19 protein-coding genes and 2 pseudogenes are annotated in these 24,677 nt (G+C 37.6%); all 21 read right to left on the reverse strand.

Features of this window, described 5'->3' with window-relative positions; genetic code table 11:
• Nucleotides 1-15: 15 nt before the first annotated feature.
• On the reverse strand, nt 16-1,236 hold the full coding sequence (locus G632_RS0106540; RefSeq protein ID WP_022768222.1) for a glycosyltransferase: 1,221 nt from the start codon (nt 1,234-1,236) through the stop codon (nt 16-18).
• 3 nt (nt 1,237-1,239) lie between these two features.
• Nucleotides 1,240-2,334 carry a DegT/DnrJ/EryC1/StrS family aminotransferase gene (locus tag G632_RS0106545; RefSeq protein WP_022768223.1) on the reverse strand — a complete coding sequence of 365 codons (1,095 nt, stop codon included), beginning with the start codon at nt 2,332-2,334 and terminating at the stop codon, nt 1,240-1,242.
• Nucleotides 2,335-2,791: 457 nt separating this feature from the next.
• Nucleotides 2,792-5,584: a glycosyltransferase family 4 protein gene (locus tag G632_RS21005; protein ID WP_022768224.1), complete on the reverse strand. Its 2,793-nt coding sequence runs from the start codon at nt 5,582-5,584 to the stop codon at nt 2,792-2,794.
• A 4-nt stretch (nt 5,585-5,588) separates the two neighbouring features.
• Nucleotides 5,589-6,731, reverse strand: a complete 1,143-nt coding sequence (locus G632_RS0106555; RefSeq protein WP_155828855.1) for a hypothetical protein — start codon at nt 6,729-6,731, stop codon at nt 5,589-5,591.
• A 163-nt stretch (nt 6,732-6,894) separates the two neighbouring features.
• Entirely contained in the window at nt 6,895-8,574 is a 1,680-nt protein-coding gene (locus G632_RS0106560) for a hypothetical protein (RefSeq protein WP_022768226.1), read from the reverse strand.
• A gap of 22 nt (nt 8,575-8,596) precedes the next feature.
• Complete coding sequence (locus G632_RS21010) at nt 8,597-9,403, reverse strand: hypothetical protein (protein WP_022768227.1); 807 nt, start codon at nt 9,401-9,403, stop codon at nt 8,597-8,599.
• Nucleotides 9,404-9,448: 45 nt separating this feature from the next.
• Nucleotides 9,449-11,086, reverse strand: coding sequence for a hypothetical protein (locus G632_RS0106570; RefSeq protein WP_022768228.1), 1,638 nt, complete (start codon nt 11,084-11,086; stop codon nt 9,449-9,451).
• Between the two features lie 58 nt (nt 11,087-11,144).
• Nucleotides 11,145-12,059: pseudogene (locus tag G632_RS22300) on the reverse strand (transposase); the annotation flags it as partial.
• A gap of 162 nt (nt 12,060-12,221) precedes the next feature.
• Nucleotides 12,222-12,557: pseudogene (locus G632_RS22305) on the reverse strand (thiamine pyrophosphate-binding protein); the annotation flags it as partial.
• Nucleotides 12,511-13,044, reverse strand: a complete 534-nt coding sequence (locus tag G632_RS0106585) for a thiamine pyrophosphate-binding protein (protein ID WP_022768231.1) — start codon at nt 13,042-13,044, stop codon at nt 12,511-12,513. The pseudogene G632_RS22305 and the gene G632_RS0106585, both read right to left, overlap by 47 nt.
• 12 nt (nt 13,045-13,056) lie before the next feature.
• Complete coding sequence (locus G632_RS0106590; protein ID WP_022768232.1) at nt 13,057-14,085, reverse strand: hypothetical protein; 1,029 nt, start codon at nt 14,083-14,085, stop codon at nt 13,057-13,059.
• Entirely contained in the window at nt 14,082-14,735 is a 654-nt protein-coding gene (locus G632_RS0106595) for an acylneuraminate cytidylyltransferase family protein (protein WP_022768233.1), read from the reverse strand. Before G632_RS0106595 ends, G632_RS0106590 begins: the two co-directional genes overlap by 4 nt.
• A 1-nt stretch (nt 14,736) precedes the next feature.
• Nucleotides 14,737-15,678 (reverse strand): hypothetical protein, encoded by a 942-nt coding sequence (locus G632_RS0106600; protein WP_196802274.1) that lies wholly within the window; start codon nt 15,676-15,678, stop codon nt 14,737-14,739.
• Nucleotides 15,679-15,865: 187 nt separating this feature from the next.
• Complete coding sequence (kdsB, locus tag G632_RS0106605; protein ID WP_022768235.1) at nt 15,866-16,591, reverse strand: 3-deoxy-manno-octulosonate cytidylyltransferase; 726 nt, start codon at nt 16,589-16,591, stop codon at nt 15,866-15,868.
• 50 nt (nt 16,592-16,641) lie between these two features.
• The gene (locus G632_RS0106610) at nt 16,642-18,225 is read right to left on the reverse strand and encodes a 4-hydroxy-2-ketovalerate aldolase (protein WP_022768236.1); all 1,584 of its coding nucleotides are present in this window, start codon (nt 18,223-18,225) and stop codon (nt 16,642-16,644) included.
• A 26-nt stretch (nt 18,226-18,251) separates the two neighbouring features.
• Nucleotides 18,252-19,343 carry a hypothetical protein gene (locus G632_RS0106615; protein WP_022768237.1) on the reverse strand — a complete coding sequence of 364 codons (1,092 nt, stop codon included), beginning with the start codon at nt 19,341-19,343 and terminating at the stop codon, nt 18,252-18,254.
• A gap of 9 nt (nt 19,344-19,352) precedes the next feature.
• Entirely contained in the window at nt 19,353-21,197 is a 1,845-nt protein-coding gene (locus G632_RS21025; protein ID WP_022768238.1) for an ABC transporter ATP-binding protein, read from the reverse strand.
• Entirely contained in the window at nt 21,179-21,793 is a 615-nt protein-coding gene (locus G632_RS22420; protein WP_022768239.1) for an acyltransferase, read from the reverse strand. The genes G632_RS21025 and G632_RS22420 overlap by 19 nt, the downstream gene beginning before the upstream one ends.
• Nucleotides 21,794-21,802: 9 nt before the next feature.
• Nucleotides 21,803-22,822, reverse strand: a complete 1,020-nt coding sequence (locus tag G632_RS0106630; protein WP_022768240.1) for an alpha-1,2-fucosyltransferase — start codon at nt 22,820-22,822, stop codon at nt 21,803-21,805.
• A complete protein-coding gene (locus tag G632_RS0106635; RefSeq protein WP_022768241.1) occupies nt 22,803-23,933 on the reverse strand; it encodes a DegT/DnrJ/EryC1/StrS family aminotransferase in 1,131 nt (376 codons plus the stop codon). The genes G632_RS0106630 and G632_RS0106635 overlap by 20 nt, the downstream gene beginning before the upstream one ends.
• Before the next feature lie 30 nt (nt 23,934-23,963).
• Nucleotides 23,964-24,635, reverse strand: coding sequence for a class I SAM-dependent methyltransferase (locus G632_RS0106640; RefSeq protein WP_022768242.1), 672 nt, complete (start codon nt 24,633-24,635; stop codon nt 23,964-23,966).
• Nucleotides 24,636-24,677 lie beyond the last annotated feature (42 nt).

Raw genomic sequence — 24,677 nt, forward strand, 5'->3', positions numbered from 1 at the left:
TTTTCCTCTGTAAACTCAATACTTCTCAATCGTATCAAGTATTGAACCAACATAAAACTCCGACAAAGTCTTTATGTTTTCTTCGTTGTGCTTAATAACCATCTCCTTAGATGGCCTCTCCCTGTGTTCATCCAGGAGCTTTATCATCTTATCAGCCAGGTCTTCAGGATTCTTGGCCTCGAAATGCCTTATGAGATCTGAATCCTCCACCTCATTATTTACCCTGATATCCGCCATGATAGACGGAATCAGCAGAGAATTAGCATTATAAACCGAGCATCCCCCGGGATCACCCTCAAAAAGAGAAGGCTGGATAAGTGCCACAGAGTTTTTAATCATTTGGATCTGATCCATTTTGGGAATAAAACCAACAAAGAAAATGTTCTTCTCAAGGCCCAGTTCACTGACCGTCTTTTTAATCTCATTACAGTACTCACCGTCTCTATTGTCAGAATACATCCTTCCGGTACAGACAAGCCCCACATCATCATATTTCCGGTCAAACAATATTTTCATAGCCTTAATAGCAGTCATGTGATTCTTGTGAATCCAGAACTGATTAGAGATGATAAAAAATCTCTTCGGAAGCTTGTAGCTTGAAATATCCACATCACACTCAATAAAGGTCTGAGGCGCAAAGGGCGCAAAAGGCTGAACAAAAACCTTGTAATCTCCGGGATAGTACTCCTCAAGATCGTCCTTTACCGACTTAGAGGTTGCAACAAAGAACTTGGTATTCTTGACCTGGTTCCTACTATTATTCTCACGGTAATCCAGAGTTGCCTGATCAAACAGTTCCGGAAGATATTTCTCCTGAAAATCAGCAATATAGCCAATCCAAGGCGTTTCCATCTTGGGATAATAGTCCCTCAAAATAGGAAAACATATATCTGCCTTTAGCTTCTTAAGGGTCCTGTCAAGGCTGTTTCCGCCATCATCATGTATCTTCTTAATGTGCTTCCTGTAGAAAACTACCGGTACCTCAGGGCAAAGGACCTTGAACACACTGGTAACACGCTCAATGTTAGCCTTCTCGTTCAGATCCAGTTTCTTTATCAGCCTTCGTGCCACCCTGATAGGCAGGTATTCACGAGGCAGAACAAGATACATCTTTACATCATAATCACTGGTCTTTTTTGCATTTTGTAATACGCAGGCAATGTTGGACAAAAAGTCTGTTCCGCCATCCCAGGTATACAGGCCATCCGCCAACAGTGCAACAGTTAAAGTCTTCATAAATTATCTTTCATTAAAAAAGCTCTTAACAGCCTCAATTACGTAATCCTGCTCCTCATCTGTAATTGCCGGGAAGCTTGGAAGATTGATGCCACGATATGCAATATACTCAGCATTTGAGTGCTTCTGGTACTTATGAGAATACATAGGCATTGTATGTACCGGATAGAATGTAGGTCTTGTCTCAATGCCTTTTTCCTCAAGGTATTTGCGAAGATCATCCCTCTTATCGGCATCATCAAGCATTGCACAGCACATCCAATATGTGTGCTTAACATCTCCTACCGGTTCAAGTGTGGTAAGAGGAAGACCCTTAAGTCCTTCTTTATAACGAAGTCCGATTTCAATCTTTCTATTAACAAATTTGTCGATATTCTCAAGCTGGGCACATCCGATAGCAGCCTGAATATTAGTCATACGGAAGTTATAACCGATAATATCACTCCAGTACATTCTATACTTGGCATTGCCCTGATCCTTGATACGACCGGCACGCTCATAAAGTGCAATGTCATTTGTCAGGACCATTCCACCTTCGCCGGTGGTGATAGTCTTATTTCCGAAAAAGCTAAAGCATGCAATATCGCCAAAAGATCCTACTCTTCTTCCCTTGTACTCTGATCCGATGGCCTCTGCACAGTCCTCAATAAGGAACAAGTCATATTCCTTACAAATAGCACAAAGCTCATCCATGTCGCAAGGATGTCCATAAAGGTGAACTGCAATAATAGCCTTAGTCTTATCTGTTATTTTCTTCCTGACGTCCTCAGGATCCATCTGCCAGCTATCACGCTTAGAGTCAACAAATACCGGGGTTCCACCGACATAAGTCACGCAGTTTGCAGAAGCCACATAGGTAAAACTCGGAACAATAACTTCGTCTCCTTCAGTAATGCCAAGAGTAAGCATAGCAAGATGAAGAGCCACAGTACCATTGAACACACCCAAACCATACTGCATTCCAATATAGTTTGCAAACTCTTTTTCAAACCTTGGCCCATATTTTCCCTTCCAGGAAATCCACTCTGTATCAATACAATCCATTACATATTCTTTTTCCTTACCAATAAGGCTTGGTTTATATACAGGTACTTTCATCACTTACATCCTTTCGCAAAATTCCATCAATTCAAGATTTACAAGTTTATCTTTTCAGAATAATAACGTAAATGAATTATAGCAAACATTCCCATAATTGCCAAACCAGCAAATTTTCTATGCCATAACCATCTTTATTAGTTTCGACGGAATCCTATATAATATCATTGCCATAGCCATCGATATTGCAAAAATAATAACACAAATCGTTACTGTTTCTCTATATGGCTCCATATACATCGAAGTGGAAGGTATCTATCCTTGTCACAAGAAATCGAATCAATGTCTAAATACATAAATGACAGGATTACAAAGATCGGAACAGCCAAAGAAGAATAAAAATCCAATAAGGTATTTAAAATGCCATCATCTTCAAATGCATAAAAATGGTCTACCACTACCTGGAAGCACATTAAAATGCGTAGTTATGCAATCCCAACATTATACTTTTTCATATTTAGCTCATCCGCCTTACACTCTCATATATATCCTTAAGCAAAGAATAATTGTTACCCTCAGAATACTTGGTCAAAAAGTCCTCTGGCAGCTGTATAGGCCCCCTCATAAATGCTTCAACTGCCTTGGCAAGACCAACAACCGAATTACTCTTAAACTTCATTCCGGAGATGCCCTCTACCACGAGGCTTCCGACATTACCTATATCAGATGCAATGATTGGAGTTCCCATTGAATATGCCTCGGCAATTGTCATTGGAAAGCCCTCATAAAGCTGAGTGGGATGAATCATTGCCATAGATTCTCCAATAATTCGCTTCGCCTCAGAATTTTCAACCTGTCCTGCTAATTCCACATTTTCAAGCTCATTGTTGCTAATGTAATCCCTGCACCAATCCTCAAGTTCACCTGATCCACAGATTATAAGCTTTGGCGCCGTGTTACCAAGTTTCATCCAGGCCTGAAGAAGAATCTCGACACCTTTCTTTTTCTCTAATCTTCCGGCGTAAACCATCTGATTCTTTCGCTGGTCATAAGGAATCACGTCGAAATCCGACTTTGTAAAGTTGGGTTTTAAGTAGATTCTTTCAGGATTAACCTGTCTGATAGTAAGTAGTTTTTCTTTATTAAACTCAGTAAGACAGATATAGTTAAGATATGAGTAAGTCCTTATCAAGCGCTGAATACTCATGGTCATTGCCATAGCCAGTGTCTGAAGCTTACTTCCTCTGTAACAATTGTGAACCAGTGAAGCCTTCAAACCGTATTTAATGCAATTCTCGCAAACATGTTCATTTATATAGCACACTCCGTTAGGACACACTAATCTCATGTTATGCACAGTCTGAACAACCGGTATTCCCATATTTATCCCGGCAATGTAAACTGCAGGACTTATAAGCGCAACTGTGTTATGAACATGAAGGACATCAACCCGTTCTTTTTCTATAATCCTGCAAATATCCTTATATGTCCTGACATTGAATATGGCAGTAAAAGCCAGTTTGAGTTTTGCCCAGAAACCGCCCTCTTTTGCTTCATCATTATTCTTGAAATAAGTTATTACCTTATGTCCGTGTTCTTCGAGCATTTGTTTCTCATTGGCAACAACAATATCTTCGCCGCCGGGAATTCGATAATAATTATGGACAATCAACACTGTTTCTTTATAATCAGATCCAATAATTCTGTTTCTTTTAAGCTGCCTGACTCTGCTCCTGGCAATCCACCAGAACAGGTAAATAAGGCAAGCTATAGTCCCGCCCCAAAGTCCGAAACTCAATGTGTATCTAATGCGTTCCATTTTGGCAACGCTTCTTCTCTGCATTCTATAAAGAGGTGTGTTCTCATCCACATAGCCACGAACAATCACTCCGTCTTTTCGTAATTGTTTAACCTCTTCTTCTGTAAGATAAGTCTCTACTCCGTTTCCAGAAGTCTGCTCCTCAGCCTGAGTAACAAAAATATCTGTAGGCGCAGGAACAATTACTGAATACATGATACTTGTCACTATTCCTACAAGGATTAGTAGTGCAAAAGCACAGATCCAGATATTTACCGGTATGAATGGATTGCCAGCCTTTTTCTTATGTCCAATGCCGTAATTAAGCTTATTTCCATCAATAAGTGCAAATTCCTTTCCATGGATTTTCCCCGTGACACCATACAACCAGGCTCCAACAAATAAAAATGTGAGGTTTTTGTAGGACTGGTTAAAAAGAAATAATTCCAATACCCCATATATAGAAAAACCTAGCAAAAGAGCAATTTCAGCTCTTCTGTCATTTTTAATAGCGTCATACAGTACTACCATTAGCAAGGCAATCAGCATGACAAAAGCAACTGTTCCAAGCCTGAACAGTAAGTACACGTAAGAAGAATCAATAGTATATCCATTATCAGGAACAGGTATAGACTCGATTCCAAAGAGCTTCAGCGGTTCGTAAGTAAGGAAATATCTGGTAAAGGTGAGTCTTCCTGCCAATAACAGGTTTATATTCTCAAATAAATCTTCATTTGTAATAAGTGGTATTCCTACTGCAAACAGTACGCATAGTGGCAAAATCGCCATAAGAAGAATATTCTCAAGCTTAGTACGATTTCCTCTGTTGTAAAGATACATATGTAAGAATACATACAGGCAAACAACAAGGCCGCCATTTCTGCTTACAGAATACATAAACACGTATCCGTTGCCTATAAGCAGTAAAATAGCTATAGCATTTACGTATCGCCTTGACAGATTTCTCGTCAGATACAGAATAAATGCTACCAAAACAAAATATGAGGCATGGAGAGTATTGGGATGTGGATACCCCAAAGAATGCCTTAAAATAGGTGGCCATCCATGTCTGCTTAATGTAAAACTGACTTCAGGAATAACACCTATTACAGAAAGGACATACAAGGATACAAAAGAAGTAAGCCAGATAGCCGTTCCAACCTTAAACACTCTTGAGGTGGACACTCCCTTCATACCAAGAATCATCGTGAAATATATAAGAAGAGACTTCTCTCCGGACTGCTTATAAACAATCAGTCCAAGTCCCAGTAAAGCAGCAGCAATAATAAGCTCAACAAGGTTATGCTTGGTGATGACCATTTTGCACGCAAAGAAGAAAGCCCCAATCACAAGGCAAATATTGTACGCAAGCTGACCTTCATATAATCCAATGGCCTTCGCAGTGAGCATAACTGCAAAATATGCCAAGTATGCGATTTCAGCCAAGGATATAATCATGCTATATGGACTTGTCTTTTCATTATCTGAGGTTACTCTCGTTATAAATGACATTAAATTAGTGCCTCACAGTAGTTTTTGAAATTATCGTTCTAACCACATAGGATACAACACACAACGAAGCTCCTACAGCTATTGCAAAATGCCTGTGAGCCATGTAGAAATGGACGTAAGCATAACCATTTCCCATTCCAATTATTATTGCTAATGGCATGAGAATTAGCAAACCATACCCTATAATAGCGTCAAAGCTAAATTCATCCGATGTTGAACGGCTTTTTGATTGCTTTACTGAAACAACAACAGTGATTAAAACAACACACAAAAAGAAAAGTACATAAACAGGATTATAAATTGGCCAGAGATTTCTCATAATTCTTTCAACCAATATAGAAACAGAACCTTCACTGTGATAACCAAATATCTGACTAATCGCGTCTTCCAGGAAGTTGTAATCAGTCACAATAGTTCCTATGAGCCACTTCATAGACCATGCCACCGCATAGGCTCCAACCCAATAAATACTATTTACAACAACTGTCTTTATAACGTTTTTCTCATCATGAACCCATATTAGCATCAAAAGTGGGATTCCCAATGTGATTCCCGGAAACGACATCATGCTAAGGAAAGCTGTAATTGCTCCTACAATTGCAAAGAAGATATTCCAACCTCCTATAATCTTATCAATTCTGTCGCCAAACAGGAGAATAACTATAATTGCCAGCAACATTGGAATATACTCGGCTGAATACTTAACCGAAATCGCCATTGTAAATGGATTAACAAAAATCATAGTAGCAATAAAAGGTACTAGAAATCTATCTAAGCCTTTCTTTGTCATCAGCCAAATAATTACAAGAAGTATTGATAGCTCCACCATGAAATTAATCATACGAACGTCACAGGCAGTGAAGAACATAAGTAACACTTTTAGAAACAACACACTTCCATTCCAATATCTGGTATATGGGCGCTGGTCATAGTGCATATCTGTTTTCTTGGCATACTCAGCAACGCCTTCATCTCTTGGAAGATTCTCTCCATCCGGATACCACATAAACATAGCCTTCTCGATTGGAGTTCCCTCAGAGTCCTCATTTATGGCCATTCCAAAAAGATCATATTCAGATTGCCCATCAACCTGCGTAGTAGTGTACTGCCAGTCCCATCTTGGATATAGTTCTTCAAGTGCAATCATCGGCGCACTATCTGCCACATGCTTACGCATTCCGAATGTTGGCAGGCAATAGGACAAAACAAGAAGAACACAATTTATCAATGTCAAGGCAATCACTATTCCCAGAGAACAAAAGATTGTTTTAATAGTTTTATTCTTCATCAAAAAGCACATTCTCCCAATATCACCTGTGTAAAATACATTTTTCATCATCATTAACTTCATAATGATAATTCATCGCGGTAAAATAATCAATTATCTTCGAAAGTGCCTCGTTATCTTCTAAATCTTTTATGGCTACGACCTTGTCTGGAAGCTTGTAATCATGAATATCATAATATGATCTTAATTCGTTAACATCAGCTTCAAACCTCGCCACATAAGGTGCAGCGACTACACCATCCGATACCATATATAAAAACGGACTCATCGGTAGAATAAGAACTGATTCCTTTTCATCTATTGCAGCATCTCTAATAATATTGCATAACCTATAGTATTCGTTAGCATTATCACCGGTTGTGTATATGCCCTTGGCTATTCCTGAAGTAATTCTGGTATTTAGCTCCGTAATGCCTTCGTCTCCCCAGATAAATGTCATTCTTAAGATGAAAAGAGATAAAAGAAAGACAGCAATCGTTATCTTGGGAATAATACTTTGAATGAAGTGCTCATGCAATAATTCTTTTTGATAAAATCTTATATTTATTTGGATAGCGGCCAATGCTGAGACAATAAACATGGCTGACATGGACAGCATCTCAGTATTAGTAGCCAGATAGTCACAGAGAGCAAATAAGAATCCGGCTATCAACCAGATGATTTCATCACTATAATCTTTTAATGGGATTTTCCAAATAACAAGAAGAATAACCGTCTCAAGTCCCCAAAAGAACATGGGAACAATCATAAGGTTTATGGATACACTGCCATAAACAAATGCAAATCTTAAAGTCGTATATATGATTGCAGCACTAGTCAGCATGTAAGCCAAGCCTTTTTTCATTCCCGCATCTGATAATTTCTTCTTTGCAACTATAATAATATCTATAAAAGCCAATGGAAGCCAGGCTCTCCAATAAATCCTGATGATCTGGTATTGACTTCTTATCAGTTTAAATAGGAGTCCCTCATTATGCTCTGCATCATTTAATATGTATCCGATATTACCAGTGTATTCCTGGAACGAGCCTCTTGTAAGAATATTTACGCAAAACGGAATAAACAATATCATTATTCCCAGGCTCAACCATAATAAACGCTTTAGGCAAAACAGCTTGTTTTCTTTTCTTTTTATCAGCATCACAATTGTGACAAAAACATACAAAAAATAAATTCCTGCCACATAAGGTATAGATACCGCCGCAAAAGCAAGCGATACTCCTGCAAGGACATCTGTGGTTTTCTTATCCTTCTTTAAAAAAAGTGTCAGAAAAACAAGAAATCCACCTATAGAAACTGTATTGTAGCTATTGCTCATTATCCCGTACGGTGTTGATAATAAATACGCTAATACACAAACTCTGGAGCAGCTGTCTTTCCACCCCATTGCAAACAATAGTATTCCGGCAATAGCAAACTGAAAGCACACATATATCATCCTCAATTGGATCACGCTTATACCATTAATTGGTAAGAAACCTACGATTCGAGAAATCACAAAGCCAAGCATCATTGTAGGCGTATGCCAATCGTCAATAAAAAGCCTGTCGCCGGATAAATATCTTTTTACTGCGGCAGGCTGAGCGAATTCATCTGAAAAGGTCAATCCCAGGCCATAAAAACACCTGAACACCAATGCTATAACAATAACAATTATGCAAAGTAGAAATGCATAATCCCTCCCCCTAAGTTTATTATTCATACAAGTACTCTCTTCTCTATTCTTATTCCGGAATTATAAACGGATTAGGAACTTTTCTATTGAAATCTTCCATGGATCTTATATTTCTGTCTCTTGTAGAATACCATATCTGAGGATACGTACTCCTCTCAAGAACATCTTTAGTCCATTTTGATTCATCATTTCCCCACTGTGACGGATCTCTGTACTCCTTTATACCATGCTTTTTAGATATAAGACTTAACAGTGACTGATCGTGCCTGTGATCAATAAATTCGGGATAGTTGTCTTTCCCCATTCTATTCCTGCTGTCGGTGATCATTCTGAAGTCGCAGCAAGCACTCAACCACTCCTCGACAAAACTTATTGACTCATCATTCTTTTTCAGTACTATATAACCTCCTATTCTCTGATTTGTGTCAGTATACTTAAGCTCATCTGCGTTTAAAAGAATAAACGCATCTCGTTTTGTATATATCTTTTCAATCAAAGATAGTGAAAACACCAGAACAGAGCTGTTTTCACGTTTCATCGTGTCAATCAGACTATATATATTATTAACATACACTGATCCACCATCAGAGTATATAAGATAGTCCCCATCTTTCATCTGCTTAAGAGTCTGCAAAATCACATAAGGCTTCCAGACCCAAAAACCGGCGCCTCTCCACCTTAGTCTCTTACCAGATCTAGCAAAGTATACTCGCCAATTCTTAAGTTTAAAGGATAACGGAAGTTTCTCCGGACCATACAATATAGTATTGTCTGCACCATGTAATTTTGCTGATTCCAGGTTAACCTTGGCAGTGTCTCTATATTTCCTATCACCGTAGCTGATACAAGTTATCATTAGCAAATCCTCAGTCCATGTATAAGTATTAGTATTTGTTCCTGCTCACTTCTGGCGAACCGCTGAATGTACGTTGAATTGATATGTATCGCCTAGCCATTCAACCTTATAGCCTTCTTCTTCCAAAAGGTCAAGCACATCCTGCTTATCCACACCATGATACCCGACAAGGAGCATATTATCTCTAAGCTGAGCTCTCAAATGCTCTATTGAACCATCAATATCTTTTGTATATGCATAGAATTCAGCATTCTCATCTGCCATCAGCGCCGCCTGATAAGTAATGAATGTAGTGTGGGCACCCGAATATAAGAGTAACGAATCAGCATTATACTTGCGTATCCTTTCAAGGTTCTCCCTGTCTCCGGTATACTTGTTGTCAACTTTACCCTTGATATTGACACTGAGTACTTCCAAAATAATAAGTGCAACAACCAGAAAATACTTGAGTTTTTCTTTTCTAATAGCGCAAAAAACCACATAAATAACTATAATAGCTAATTCCGGAAAGACAAAGGAAATATATCTTACCTGCTCATATAAACCAAATATTGTAAAAAAGGCTATATAAGCCATAGTTCCACCTATAATAGCAAGAATAAACGGCGAAAAATAGTCATCATTTTCATCCGATTCTTTATTGGCCTTAGCTACTCGTAATATCATCGCGACTATGACAACTACGATAACCGCAAGCATAACAAAAAAACTTCCAAATACGTATTTACCAAAAATAAAAGCCATATCCGATATTCTTCCCGGTAAATACAAAAGCCTAAATCCAGCAATTTCATCTAATGTAGAAGCAAGTGCCCCCTCTGACCCCGCATATACATTTTCAAAATCGAACAATATATTTAGGTATTCTGTTCGAGTTGCCAAGTAAAATAATCCACCGCCATATACAGGTATAGCGTAAAGGAATCCTTCTTTAACTCCTTTTTTTATGAACAATACTACGGAAAAAGAGATTACAAAGAAAGCAGCATAAATTATCGAATACTGCGCATCATTATATGCCAATAGTAACGACACACCCATTAGTATCAGCAACATAATCCTCTTTGCATACCCTCTGATATCATATTTATCATCATCAAAATATACTAAATGAAGATATGTAAAAAGGCTGACCAAAAGCGTTGCCAACATATAAAATCTTACAAAAATCGTCATTGAAATACACATGCTGCTAAATCCATAGAAAGCACATGCTGCAATTGAAAAAGCCTGATTATTCGATAACCGTTGACACAATTTGAATACCACAAACTGATTTAATACAAAGAAAATAATATTCAAAATAATAGAAGGCCATATTGATAATTCCCCGGGAGAAAGAATAGTCTCTGCCAGATTAAGAAAAACAGGATAATTATGTCTCGTAAAAATTTTTTTAATAGTATCAATAATTGGGTCGTTGATTACTGACTCTTCTTTTGTGACAACAAGAGTTTCCTGCACTCTTGAAAGCGGCAACCACTTTTCGAACCCATACCATTCCTCATCAGTAATATAGTGATCATATGTTGTAGAATTTGAGGCATAATGAGCTTTCTCAAGTGTAAAGTACTCATCCCAGTACAAATTCTCTTTATGTGCCCCCCAATATATGATTATCATTACTTGGATAAATGTAATGATTGATAATAACACCCATTTATTTCTATCAGTAATTCTCATACAAATCCATTTTCTTTCTATTTCTTACTTAGTGTATGCTCAGCAACCGGCTGTTTTTTCAGCCGACGCTTTCGCATAAAATATAACAACAATTGTACCTTGAAATAATCAAAATCAATTTTTTGAATAAAGAAAGCCTTAGCAGGCTATCCAGGTTCATTGAGATGATTGACAGCACAATCGAGCTGCGTGTGGTATCTTCACGCTTTGTCATGATAAGGCCTAGCCCATGGCTGTGCTTTGACAATCCGAACTTACGCTCAACTTCGATTCTGTCTACACTGTCAATGTACTCTGTGCGCTTGTCTATAACAGCATTCTTGCCAGGCCTTCCAAGGCCATCTTCAACACTAAGATCAAGCTTGGCTCCAAACTCTGTAGGCGATTTGCTTTTCCTCTGACAATAGGCCTGATGTATGACTGCGAGATGTTTACAATCCTGTTCTCAACGGTATGAATCTTGTTGTCATACATGTACTGCTGCTGTTCAACAAGCTTATCAAGTGCTTCAAGAAGTGCTGCCTGTTTTTCGTTGTGTGTGTATCCATAACCTGCGAGCCAGTCGATATAACCTCTGTCACGGCGTATGTACTGCAGCTGTTTCTTCAGTGCTTTGCGAATCTTTTTTAGCAGAACGTTTCTTACTCTTGGCAAGAGAAAGGTAATCTTTTCTGGCGTTTTTCCTGTACATCCTTGGTCTTTTGAGGTTGTACACATAGCAGATAGAGATGATGATCTCTTCAAGGTTTTCTCTTGCTTCATTCAAGAGATTAACATCTTGAGGAAAGGCTATATTCTGAGGAGCGCAGCTGGCATCAATGATGAGTGTTCCATCATTATCATTGCCTGCATCGTCATGATTATCAGAGTTATCTCCATTACTATCAGGAGGAGTGTTGTCATCGTCATGCTTATTGTTCTTGATGATCATTTCATTGATCTCGGCAAGCTTTTCATCCGTAAAGCGCTTCTTTATACATAGATTTCCCTCAAGATCATCATATCCTTCCAATAGTTCTTTTGCCTCAAAACATTTTTTATTCCATATATCAAAAGAAGGTATATCCTCCTCCAACAATCGTTCCATAAAGTCCTTTGCATCCAAAGGATATACTTCTTCATCATCTTTTATCTGTCGTCCCAGTTCGTACTGATCAATATCTACTCGAACAAGCTTAGCATTGGGAGCAAATAATTCTTTTTTGTGTCCGATTTGTCTGAGTCCTAATCTTGCCCCAACGGAAATAACAAAATCGCACTCATTGAGTATCATATTGGCAACACGATTACCATAGGTTCCAATAAATCCAATTCTATACTTATCCTGTACCAAATCGACAGCGTTCATTGTCGTCAATGCGGGAATCTTTGTCTTCTCTATAAAATCATATACTAAATGTGATGCCCCGGCTGATCTTACTCCGTTACCTATAAGCAATACCGGCTTTTTGGATGTCAAATGGAAAATCAATCAGAACTCCCCCCTTTCTTCCAGTAGTCGCTAGGTTATATGCTCTGGAAACAATATCAGGAAATGAATCAGCATGATTAGGAGAAACGGAATATTTGGTAATATGTTTGGTCATAGAAACTATTTCCATTTCCTGAAATCCATTTTGCCTAACCCCTGAATACCCCCGCTGTTCATTGGTCGGAACATTACCGCAAATTCCCATAAGGGGCACACCATCGAACCATGCATCCGCCAATCCGCCAAAAGCATTTACTGCGCCAGGTCCTGAAGTGGTAAAATATACGCCTAAATGTCCATTCATTCTGGCATATCCATCAGCAGCATAAGCACATCCCTGCTCGTTATAGCAGACATGTACATTTATCTCATTTTTTCTGGCGTAAAGAGCATCCATGAACGGAACTATATATCCCCCGGAAAATCCAAAAACATCTTTGACACCCTTTTTTATTAGAAAATCTACTAAGTACTCAGAACAATTCATAAGATATCCTTTTTATTTTGAGATATACTGTTTATACGCTTCGTCTAGAATAGTGAAATCGCTTTTCGAATAACTGCTTCCGTATCTTGTCCTCTGCGGAACTGTCATCTCGCCGAGCACCTCATACATCTGCTTAGCCGAGCATGAGTAATTCTTCCTAAGATGATATACATTATCAACGTGAGCATGCTTAGTTCCACAGACATACATCGGTAGATCATAACCCCATTTAACAGAATCTGTCAGCGGGATAATGTACCGTTCAATTGTATCAATCAACGCAGCAATATTATAATTCTTATTAAACTTCTTGTTCAGATAATCAGCAAGTAGTTCCGTACGTGCGTTACCAGCGCCTCTTCCCATTCCAAACAATGAGCCATCCACGCTGACATCTCTTCCGCTTTCAGCGGCCAATGTAATAAGCTCTTCTGCTAAAGCACATGATAATCCAAGATTATCATGGGAATGAAGACCAATAATTATTCTTTTGTCCAGCAGTTCATCGAACTGTTTGAATATCTCTTTCAGATCATCGATATACATTGCCCCGAATGTATCGACAATTGAAAAAGCTGCCGGCAAAACTTTATTTACTTTCTTTATCAGTTCTTCCCTTTCAGAAGCAGTATAGCTGATCGTATCCATTGGGTTAAACTGTACAAGATAGCCTTTTTTCATAGCTCCTTCGCAAAATGTCAGAGAAGCATCTATTTCATGCTTAGCAAAAGATATTCTAAGCCATTTAAAAGATCTTTCATCATATGTATTCAGATTTTCCAATGAATATCTGCTATTATCGCAAAAACCCAGATAATGTGTATTGAGATTGTCAGTTGGCAGATACTTTATCACATCAGTTGAATCATGATAGACCAATGACTCACCTGCACTATTATTCTGTAAAAAGCCTGTTTCTACAAAGTCAATTCCGGCATCTACAAGCCCCTGGATTATGCCTTTAATATACGCCGGGTCCGAGTTCTTGTTTAGCAAATATCCGCCATCCCTGATAGTGCAATCGGTTATAAATACACTCATCTTTTCAAAATCTCCTTGTATATGGCATTACAGATCTCAAAATCCTCCGGATAATCAATATCCATTGCTTCAATCTTGCCGACCTCTTTGATATATGGTTTCTGGCCTAAACGTCTGTTATTACGAATAAAACTATCTTTTGTAAACACGTAAGCAATTGATGTCTCACCATAGATATCAGGCAGATCCTGAGTCCGTGGGAAGTGATCCGGATCAAAGTTTATAGGCTTTCCATTTTCCCATAAAAATGTCTTGATATTCTCAGCACAAAAGGCGCTATCATATTCCCCACTTGCCACATGTTGAATCAGATCATCTATCGTCTCTGATTTAGCAAAAGGAGATGTTGTATGTGCGTTGACATAGATATCCGCGTCTATGGTATTCATAAACTCTCGAATAAAATCATTGGCATTAATGTTGTCACCATCGAGATATTCGGGTCTTTTTAAGAAATTCACTCCCGGAAGCAAATACTCAACAATTGCTTCGTTAGAACAATAAACATATACTTCATCAATACTCTTACAGTCAAGGCATGCTCTTTGTATAAAATGTATTAATGGAGTTCCATCAAAGAATGGTTTTATATTCTTATTATGAACTCGTTTACTATTCATTTTAATTGGAATAAGTGCAACGGTTTTCATATTATTTTTTTAACACCTCATACAGTTCATTTTCAGAGTTAATCACAATAGTATCTAATGCGTTGCCGCTCAAATGTGCCTTTTCAATCGTAGCTCCTACACTGTTATGACAATACTCACTAAATGTGGGCGTCATCTTTCTAATAAGTGGATATAAATAAAAAGCTGTAATGCCTATGTTTGAGAAAAGTTCAGCATTTACAATACTTGCTGAAGCAACAGTCAAAAAGACATTATCGTAAAAGCTATTGGTCAGCTGTATGGCCTCCCAACATACATTGCTGGACTCCATAACACGTATTCCTGCATTTTCAATTATGCCTCTTTTGTCTCTTGGATGAAGTTTTACAATGATATTGTCTTTACCAACTATTTCCGCAACCTTTATTATTAAATCTGTCTCACCTTCTCCGAACCCATCAAATTCTAAAGATGATGCCATAAAAATATACCGTGGAAGATCAATAAGTTTAGGAGTTGAAAGCACCTTGCTTACAACATCAATGTATTCCGTGTCATTAGGCGAAAGCACTGGTAATTCATGAATAACTCTACTGCAATCATCATCTGTCATGTCAGGAAACTGAACATATACATCTCCGGTATACGGATAATGTACCCATTTATGAAAGACTTTCCGTCCTTTGCGTAGTACTTTTTCCCTAAAACATACTGGTGGCTTGAGTTCTCCGTTGCGAAGATAAGTATATGTAAATACGCTCTCCATAAATGCAACACAATTCACTTCTTTGCCTTTAGAAAGCATGAGATCGTATATTCCATAAAACCATGGACAGTAGTTGTAATACCATACCTCGTCATAATCGCTATTCTTTAATTCGCTTTCTCTTATATAGCTTATCCGGTCACCATGTCCGATTATCATAAAAAACAATTCACATATTTTTCTTATTCGATTTCCTTTAGGTGCTGTTTCATTCAATAATATGACATTTCTATACAAACTCGATTCGATGAGCTTTTGTCTTAGTTTTTCACATCCCACTATACTTCTGAACAGTAGAATATCCGTTTCATCAGTGCCAGTGTTCCAAAAACGCATCTGAAAAAACAGCGCCATCATTAACTGAAAGGGATTGCCTACTATGATTAAACGCTTCATATTTAGTTTACCAATTCAACTCTTTCATCTTATCTTCCACAAGTTTTATATGCTCGGGAAGATCAACTCCAATCGTATGATAAGTAGTATCAATAAGCTTAACTTTGTATCCTGCCTGCATTGCCCTCAGCATTTCAACGCCCTTCTCTGCTTTTTCAAGAGGTGAAAGCCCTAGCTTTTTGAATGCAATAAGGAAGTCTCTTCTATATCCGTAAATACCAAGCACTCTATATGATTTAGTATAATCATTATATGGAATTGGAGATCTGGAGAAATATAACGCGTTTCCGTCGCTATCAGTTACAGCTTTTACCGTATTGGGCTTGAGCCACTCTTCCTGACTATCGATAGAGGTTCTTAGTCCCAAATAATAAACAGATTCATCTTTTACAATTACGTCGATTACCTGCTCTATTGCTTCAGGCTGAATAAGCGGTTCATCTCCCTGAATATTCAAATATATATCTCCATCTGTTTTCTCTGCAACTTCTGCAACTCTGTCAGCTCCTGTCACAATGTCATCAGATGTCATCATTACATTCATTTCATATTCTTCACATGTTTTGTAAATACGTTCATCATCTGTGGCAACTACAAGCTCATCTATCCCCTTTGCCTTCATCGCCTGCTGATAAACCCACCAAATCATTGGTTTACCATTTATGGACGCAAGTGGCTTCCCTGGAAATCTTGATGATTTGTAACGTGAAGGAATAACACCGATTATTTTCATTTTCTGTCTTGGGAGTAATAACTCCTCTACCTCCTACTTTTAATCTTTTATTATTCTATGTGCTCGTATCCCTTATAAGCTGATGGGGTAATGAAATCAATTTTCATATTCTTATAATTAGAACGCAAAATATCAATTACCTCTTTATTCTTGTCATCTCCCATTTCCAATCTTTCCAGCACACCTGAAAAGTAATTGGAAGAATTGTGCGTAAAGCCGTCAAATCCGGCAATCTTGATATTATTGCATCCAAGCAACTGCAATAAGTGAATAAGCATTAACGTACTATCTTCACTATATGCCTCTTTATGATATGCCAGTTTTCCATATTCAATAGCAAAGTCGTATTTCTCATTATATCTTATCAGATTCGATGTTATTATTCTTTTGGTATAAGCATTTCCCACCGTCCCTATTTCCATTCTCTTAATGCTGGTAAAGAACGAAAAATTCGGGTTGCAAAATCCAGGAGTAAAATTAACTGAAAAAATAACAGCCCCATCTTTTTCAAACTGCTTAAGCTTATTTTCAACACTTGAAATACTTTTCCCTGGAGCAATTACAACTACATCCTTATTAATGACAATTTCCTGTAACTCATGCAAATCACTTGAATCGTCATGCTTAACATCCAGATAATCCCTATAAAGATTCTCTATGCATTCCTGATTAAAAAGTTCCGATTCTTCTACTGGAACGTCCATAAGAATGTTCTGGATATCACTGGTTTTAAGTCGCCATTTCTTCATCAAATACTCAGCATACGTTCTGTGAAGACGAGCCTGCGCAGACAAAGCATAAGGAATTGTATATCCCCATGGGGTTCTGTTCTTAATAGGAACAACACAATCATCAATTGCATCGTAAGCGGCATTTAGAACATATCCTGTGCCATAATTCGCATTAAGATGATCCATAATCTGCTCAATACAAAGATTTCCAGGTACCCTTCCCATTCCAAGAAGCGAACCATCTATAACTATTCTTCTTTTCGGGAAATGAATGTTTATAAAATGCTGCGCCAGAGAATACGCCAGTCCAAGGTTCTCATGTAAGTGAACCCCAATAACAATGTCCTTATCGAGATTATTCTCCACAAGATAGTATCTGGCTGATAATTCTGATAAACGCATTACCCCAAAGGTATCAACGATTGAAAAACCATATGGCTTAAGTTCGTTAACTTCTTTAATCACTTCAAGATATTCCTCATCTGAATAGACATTACAATTAACAGGATTTATGAAGCACTTGTATCCCTTGGCCTGTAACGTCTTAAGCGTTTTCCATGCCCACTCACGTCTGAACCTTTTAAACGATAATCTGATATAGTCAACTGTGCCATCATTATCTTCAAGATGATCCAGATTTATATAATCTGCCATAAGGCTTATTTTTGAGTTGCCCAAATCGTCCGGCAAAACTCTCTTCACATCAGCTATAGTATGATATCTTGCATAATCCTTTCCTAGATAGGTTTCCCACAAAAAACCCACCTCAATAATGTCCACCTTGGCTTCAACCAGCTTCTTAATCACATGTCTGATTATTTCTTCACCAAAATATCCATCAACAATATGACCGCCATCCCTAAGTGTACAATCCAAAATCCTAACCGCCGGATTATCATTCATAACTTCTGCCTCTTTAAGCTAACTTATCATTTACAATACTTGTTCCTGACATTCAGTGCATCTGAAACAATTCTTTCTATACAACTAAAGCGTTTCTGAGTAAGCTGTGTTCTAATATATGATTCATCAATACATTTTTTATTCTCAATTTGCGCTGCAAGTTCTAATATTGCCTTTAGTTCCTCAGGGCTCCTTACATCATTAAATCCAAAAAGCTCACTTACTCTTGAATACTGTCTGTCATTTATTTCTTCGTTGTAATCGCCAAACAGTTCTATCATCTCTTCTTCGAATGGTTTCATCCATGCGTTATGATCTTGATCAACGCCTCTTCCTTCTATATTTACGCTTCTGCTGGCAGAATAAAACGTCACAGGTTTTTTAAGATATAATGCATAATTAGCTGATGATCCATACCCCTGCATAATAACGTGGTCTGACAGATTAATAAGTGTTCTCAGGCAATAACCAAAATCGTAATTAGCCTGATGTCCTGCCGTTACAGGAATCCATCCATACTTCTGATACTCAAGATATGCCCCTCTTGTAATATCCACATAAAACAAGCAGCAAAGAACTGTATCATAGTTGTACTGTTCAACAATGTTATTAATATAATCCACAAATCTTTTTCTGTTTTCCAGCACAATAGAATCATCACTGCTATGTCGTGGGAAAAGAAGCAATGTTTTGCCTAGATACGACTTAACATCCTGCATTGCTAAATCCGAATAGATATTCTTAGTATAAGGTATTACACCTGGGCCATAGGTAATAATCAGCTTATCAGTCAGCGGCTGCAATGTATTTCTTCTATCATCTGAAGGGACTAAGAGGATTTTCCTGTCGTTATCCCTAAACTCTCCAACATTATCAGTCTTTCCAGCTGTAACAAAATGTTCTGTGGCACAATAAATCTGCTTGTGATAATCACTATACTCCCTTAGGGCATATCCCATTGAGTAAAGATTGTTCCCTGAATAAACCTCACCAACTTTATAGCTTCTCTGCCTTGCATTATAGTGAATATCGAAAATATCCTTTGTCTGAAGATTGCCCTTCTTCCAAATCTTATACTGCTGATTCCACAGAATCTGTTGTAATTCTCCCTTACCCATATCTCATCCTTATCCGAAATCCTGCCCGGTAACATCATTTGCAATACCATCTTTGATTTCATAAACTCTGTCACAATTTTTAATTGTAGAAAGCCTGTGCGCAACTATAACCATCGTTATCTGTCCATGAAGCGCTTCTATAGACCCCATAACAGCATTTTCAGTCTCATTATCAAGCGATGCTGTTGCCTCATCCATTACAAGAATCAATGGTCTGTTATAAAGAGCTCTAGCAATAGCGATTCTCTGCCTCTGACCACCGGAGAACTTGATTCCCCGCTCGCCTACTACCGTGTCCAATCCCTGTGGAAGCGATTCAACAAATGGTTTTAGCTGTGCTCTTTCAAGTGCTTCCCATATATCATCATCTTTAACATCTTTTATGCCAAACGCCACATTAGCACGCACTGTATCATCCATAAGGAAAACATTTTGAGGAACATAACCAACTATATGCGCCCACAGATAAGGCATTTCGAATATATCATTTCCGTTGATTGTGACCGCGCCTTTTTGAGGTTTTAGCAGTCCTAATAGAATATCTGCAGTAGTAGTTTTACCTGCACCTGAAGGTCCGATAAATCCAACAGATTCACCTTTATTGATGCATATAGAGAGATTGTTTAATACATCTTTGTTCTGGCCTTCATATCTCCAGATTATGTTCTTTAATTCAACCTGAAATGGATTGTTCTCATAAATATTATACTCTGCCAATAGCTGTGCATCGTCCACAGTATTGTCATCCAAATACAATCTGTCATATTGCTCAGCTTCTTTAATATTGAGATAAACATTATGCTGCATAGCCTTTGAGAATAGCAGAGTATTAAGGGCGTTAGTGATCTTTCCAACAGAAGGGAGTACTTTAAAAGAAGCCATTGCGAATGCAGATAATTTAGGCACGAACTCCGTCATGGAATCATCTCCAATCATCACTCTTATACAGACTACTCCGATAATACCACTAACACAAATACCTTCTATCACGCGGTCAGGTAACGCGCGGATTATTGCGTATTTCCTGTCAGTAGCTCGTGCCAGTTCAGCAGCTTCTGTGTATGCATCGACAAATATTTCTTTTCTCTGCATTACTATTATATCTTTTATACCCTGGATAGTCTGTGTAATGCTTTTGTTTCTCATAGAAATGGCTGCTTTTGCCACTTTGCCAAGCCGCTTTACAGTTGGCTTAAGAAACATAATAAGGCCTAAAATTGTTATAAGTATCAGCAAAATAACACATATTGCAGTAAAAGCGTCCGTAATAACCAAATAAATACAAATAACAAGAGTAGTTGCAAGTTCCATTATGAGAACAAAAAGATCACTTAACACATGATACAAATGCGTAATATCATCGGAGCACCCCCTCAGGATATCTGCACTATTAGCATTCATAAAATATGTATATGGCCTCTTAATATACGATTTTAACATTTTTACAGAAATATCCTTCTGCCAGCTCATCGCATAAGATATCCTGATTGAGTTAACGAGAATAATAAATGCGTTCTTAACTATATAAATAATTATTAGTGCGATTCCTAATACAACAATTAGTGAACTATAGTCATTAAAGCCAAAGAAATTCCAAATTGCCTGCACATAAAACTTTTCCAATAATTCCTGAGGATTGAGCACTGCCTGAACAAATGGCACTATCGCGCTAACTCCTAACAATTCAAAAAATGACGCAAAAAGCATAAGCACCAATAACAGCAAGGCTTGCTTCCTTTGGTGCTTATTCAATGTATACACTACCTCATATACAATTTGACCGATTCCCCTGATATTGCTTATCATTATTACCATATTCCTCAATAATTCGATTCTTATTGAGTTCTTATCCAATCATGTTTCTCAAAATCATATTTTTTAATCACTTTGGCAGGATTACCCACGGCAATACTATAATCAGGCACATTTTTTGTCACAACGCTCATAGCGCCTATAACGCACCCATCACCGATCGTAACCCCGGCACATATCATTACTTTTTCCCCAAGCCAGCAGTTGTTTCCTATTTTGACCGATGCACGTGAAAGTGGCTGATTCATATATGGAATATTCATTTCGGGACTAATGCCATGATTTCCAGAATCGATTGTGACATCATCTGCACACAAAACATCATTTCCAATAGCGACATCACTCTCACCAAATATCGACATTCTATGGCCCAAATAGCACCTATCTCCTATCGTTATACGAGGAAGATTGCTTGTACTATCCGGATAAATATTAAGGCGAGCGCCCGGTAAAAATTCTGTTCCTTCTCCTATCGAAATACAATTCACATGATCTACCGAAAAAGGATATCGAATTCTTCTATGCCCTTCTGATTTCTTTGGAGAAGCCCCGTTAACCTTGTATCCCATCCTTTGTAGCAAATCAATTTCTTCCAAATTGTAGTAAAGTTGCTTAACCAATCGCATTAGTCGTAACATTCTACACTCTCATCCAAAATAATTATCTTCTTTACTCATAGCAATCTTTCCTGACCCATCCAAGAATACCCAATTATCCTCATATATATCAATTGGCTGATCATTTCTTTTCATCCATAAACTTGGTGCAATTACAATTTTATTAGGATTGTCAGATAAATGTTGTACCCACCAGCTAAAAGTAGAATTATGTATTATGAAATGCTTACACGAAGACATTAAGCGAATCTTTTCCCAGATCGGATTTCCCTCATTTTCATATATTACAGTTCCATCAATCCTCAGATTGCTCTTACACCATTGTATATCATCCGAAAAAATAACGAATACAGGATTCTCCACTTTTGATTTGATATACTCTATTCCGCTGTAAAAGTATTCCATACTGTAATCATAGATGCTTGAAATCTTATCATTCTCTATATCCTGCCGTTTAATCGTCACGCACACAGATTGATTGGTGCAAATAGTATCCAGCATCTTACTATTACTTTTTAGCGTATTATGAATTGGAGCCAATTCTTCTTTTATTTTTCCGTCAATATCACCAAAGTACTTAGCAGACTCAAAGTATCCAAATACATAGATATTCTTTTTATTACATGGTTTAAATGGATAGTATGCCGCATCAAAATAATAAATACCAAATCCTGACAGAATATCTGCCCACCTCACCATAGCTTTATATGTCCTAATCCTGAAATCCTTCAGCCTCAGAACATTCCTAATCCATCTGATGAGAGTGATTATTATTATTCCTTTGTCAATTCCCGTTTTATAAGCATAGGGCATCACATTGAAATCACATAATAGATTATCACTGCCCTCCCAGAGATTTTTATCTATTCTAACGTAGTGATAATTAATCTCCAAATCTGCATTTAGTTGTTCCACCAGGTTTCGTGCGAACGCATATTGAAAAAACTGATTCCCACAAGCTCCCCGCATGTATAAATGCACAATTGGCTTATCATTTTTTTGGTTCTTATCAACTGTGTCAAGTTTCATTTCAGCAATACTGTTTTCCAAATTCAATAATCTTATTTACAACAAGTTCCATATCTGAATCACTAAGGCTTTGATGTATAGGCAGGCACAATGTGTTATCTGTCGCATAATCTGCATTAGGAAACTCACCTGAAACATTGTATCCTTTAACCCTATGAATGGGGAAATAACGATATGTAGTATATATCCCATTTTGTCTGAGATAAGTGGCTAGTTCATCACGTTTTCCATTCTTGATCTGGATGTGATAAAAATAATATGATGATTTCACATTTTCAGGGAGTACAGGCGGCAACTCTAACCAGCTTATTTCTTTCAGGTTATCATTATAATAATCGTTTACCGCTTTCCTTTTCTCCATAAACAATGGTAACTTTTCAAATTGTGCTAATGCCATAGCCGCTGCAACATCGTTCATAATAGCCCTATGACCATAACATGAAATATTAAATTCCCACCATTTTTGAGCTACGCTGTTTTCGTAACCACTTTTAGTTTCAAGGCCAAAATATAACCATTTCTCAGCACGATTACGGACCTCTTCGTCTTTAAAGTAGAGCATGGCTCCATCTCCGCACACAAGAATCTTCATTGCGTCAAAAGACCACATACCCATATCACCAATAGTGCCCAGTGCTCTACCTTTATATGATGAGCAGACACCAGCCGCACAATCTTCAATTACCTTAATCCCATGACTGTTTGCCAAATCCATGATATCATCCATTTCACATGGGATTCCACCAAAATGCAGCAACAAAATAGCTTTTGTCTTTTTGGTTATAACTTTTTCTATATCCTCGGCTCGAACGTTTAGAGTCCTTGGGTCCACATCACACAATACCATTTTGGATCCGTTTGCACAGATTGAGTTTGCTGCACCAACAAAACTTATTGTTGGTAATATCACCTCATCTTCTGGTTTAACATCCAATAAATGCATTGACGAAAACAGTCCCTCTGTGCAGCAATTTGTTGAAATCACATGCTTAGTATCAGTGCCAAGCATTGCAGCATATTTCTCCTCAAATTCATTTACCAGCTTTCCTTTGCCTATCCAATTTGATTCGAAAACCTTCTCTATTCTATTCAGTTCCTCTTTACCCAAACTTGGTTGATAAACATTTATCATATTTTATCTCCTTAACATATATAAGTATTATCATATCAGACTCTGATACTCGAAAACTCCTCCACTTGAGGCACTTTCAAAATATCTGTTACACAATTTAAATAAATTACTTCTATCCAACAACAATCTGCATTCAGGCGTTGGCGAAACATAGATAACCGAAACTTGCCAACTCTTTTCAACCACTTTATCTTCCAACTCTTTCACAACTTTTTTCATTACTTCATATGGGAAACTATTATAAATATAAATATAATTACATGTTATAAGCTTGTTCCACACATCGCTATTGATATTAGTAGCATCTTCATTCCATATTTCAAGACGTTCATCACTCAAAACGGTAAAATTATGTAAAGCTATCTCATACAGTTTCTTACTCAGCTCAATACCATAAATTTTCTTAAATGGAAATCGGGTCATAAGGTACATAGCATACCCTTTCCCACAACCAAAATCTACAATTGAATCTTCATTTGTAATCCTACTATCTAACACAGATAGTATCCAATCAGGGCTTGCAGTATAATCATTTCCTTGATTCTCATCAAAGCCCAAATCATTTTGGAATAATTGTCCGCCAAAGTCGACACCTAATGAATCTTCTATTTTTTTTATCCTTTTGTTCTTTCGATCAATAGCCCCATAGCCTATTTTTGAAAGAAGAGCTTCAAGCCAGTCACCCAAATTATGTTTTTCCATTCAGAACTCTCCATTATATTTTAAAGCATTACTATATGCTTT

The sequence above is a fragment of the Butyrivibrio sp. NC2007 genome (assembly GCF_000421405.1).
Classification (GTDB): Bacteria; Bacillota; Clostridia; order Lachnospirales; family Lachnospiraceae; genus Butyrivibrio.

What these genes read in the sequence shown, in the direction of transcription:
- G632_RS0106540 (WP_022768222.1), bottom strand. Translation starts at nt 1,236, where the DNA reads ATGAAGACTTTAACTGTTGCACTGTTGGCGGATGGCCTGTATACCTGG.
- G632_RS0106545 (WP_022768223.1), bottom strand. Translation starts at nt 2,334, where the DNA reads ATGAAAGTACCTGTATATAAACCAAGCCTTATTGGTAAGGAAAAAGAA.
- G632_RS21005 (WP_022768224.1), bottom strand. Translation starts at nt 5,584, where the DNA reads ATGTCATTTATAACGAGAGTAACCTCAGATAATGAAAAGACAAGTCCA.
- G632_RS0106555 (WP_155828855.1), bottom strand. Translation starts at nt 6,731, where the DNA reads ATGATTGCACTTGAAGAACTATATCCAAGATGGGACTGGCAGTACACT.
- G632_RS0106560 (WP_022768226.1), bottom strand. Translation starts at nt 8,574, where the DNA reads ATGAATAATAAACTTAGGGGGAGGGATTATGCATTTCTACTTTGCATA.
- G632_RS21010 (WP_022768227.1), bottom strand. Translation starts at nt 9,403, where the DNA reads ATGATAACTTGTATCAGCTACGGTGATAGGAAATATAGAGACACTGCC.
- G632_RS0106570 (WP_022768228.1), bottom strand. Translation starts at nt 11,086, where the DNA reads ATGAGAATTACTGATAGAAATAAATGGGTGTTATTATCAATCATTACA.
- G632_RS0106585 (WP_022768231.1), bottom strand. Translation starts at nt 13,044, where the DNA reads ATGAATTGTTCTGAGTACTTAGTAGATTTTCTAATAAAAAAGGGTGTC.
- G632_RS0106590 (WP_022768232.1), bottom strand. Translation starts at nt 14,085, where the DNA reads ATGAGTGTATTTATAACCGATTGCACTATCAGGGATGGCGGATATTTG.
- G632_RS0106595 (WP_022768233.1), bottom strand. Translation starts at nt 14,735, where the DNA reads ATGAAAACCGTTGCACTTATTCCAATTAAAATGAATAGTAAACGAGTT.
- kdsB (WP_022768235.1), bottom strand. Translation starts at nt 16,591, where the DNA reads ATGAAAATAATCGGTGTTATTCCTTCACGTTACAAATCATCAAGATTT.
- G632_RS0106610 (WP_022768236.1), bottom strand. Translation starts at nt 18,225, where the DNA reads ATGAATGATAATCCGGCGGTTAGGATTTTGGATTGTACACTTAGGGAT.
- G632_RS0106615 (WP_022768237.1), bottom strand. Translation starts at nt 19,343, where the DNA reads ATGGGTAAGGGAGAATTACAACAGATTCTGTGGAATCAGCAGTATAAG.
- G632_RS22420 (WP_022768239.1), bottom strand. Translation starts at nt 21,793, where the DNA reads ATGTTACGACTAATGCGATTGGTTAAGCAACTTTACTACAATTTGGAA.
- G632_RS0106635 (WP_022768241.1), bottom strand. Translation starts at nt 23,933, where the DNA reads ATGATAAATGTTTATCAACCAAGTTTGGGTAAAGAGGAACTGAATAGA.
- G632_RS0106640 (WP_022768242.1), bottom strand. Translation starts at nt 24,635, where the DNA reads ATGGAAAAACATAATTTGGGTGACTGGCTTGAAGCTCTTCTTTCAAAA.